Origin of the sequence: Xanthomonas sp. SHU 166 (assembly GCF_000364685.1) — a bacterium.
Classification (GTDB): domain Bacteria; phylum Pseudomonadota; class Gammaproteobacteria; order Xanthomonadales; family Xanthomonadaceae; genus Xanthomonas_A; species Xanthomonas_A sontii.
Map to the genome: position 1 here is coordinate 1 of NZ_AQOJ01000747.1, position 336 is coordinate 336.

1 pseudogene is annotated in these 336 nt (G+C 75.0%); it reads right to left on the minus strand.

Features of this window, described 5'->3' with window-relative positions:
• A pseudogene (locus D180_RS17360) lies at nt 1–336 on the minus strand (DnaA regulatory inactivator Hda); the annotation flags it as partial.

Consider the following 336-nt stretch of genomic DNA (forward strand, 5'->3'; position numbering starts at 1 on the left):
CAGGCGCTCCAGCAGGCCGATCAGGCCGGCCAGGTCGCGTCCGGCGTGGGTCAGCAGCCAGTCGATCGCCGCGTCTTCCAGCACCAGGCCGCGGCGCTGGGCGCGCTCGCGCAGCACCGCGGCGCGGCCGGCGTCGTCCAGTGGCGCCAGGGCGATGCGGGTGCACTGCGACAGCCGCGAGCGCAGGTCCGGCAAGCTGAGCGCCAGGCCGTCGGGCATCGCCTGCGCGGTGTACAGCAGGGTCACCCCGGCGCTGCGCGCACGGTTGTGGAAATCGAACAGCGCCACCTCGTCCTCGCGCTGCCCGGCGATCGCTTCCAGGCCGTCGAGGGCGAC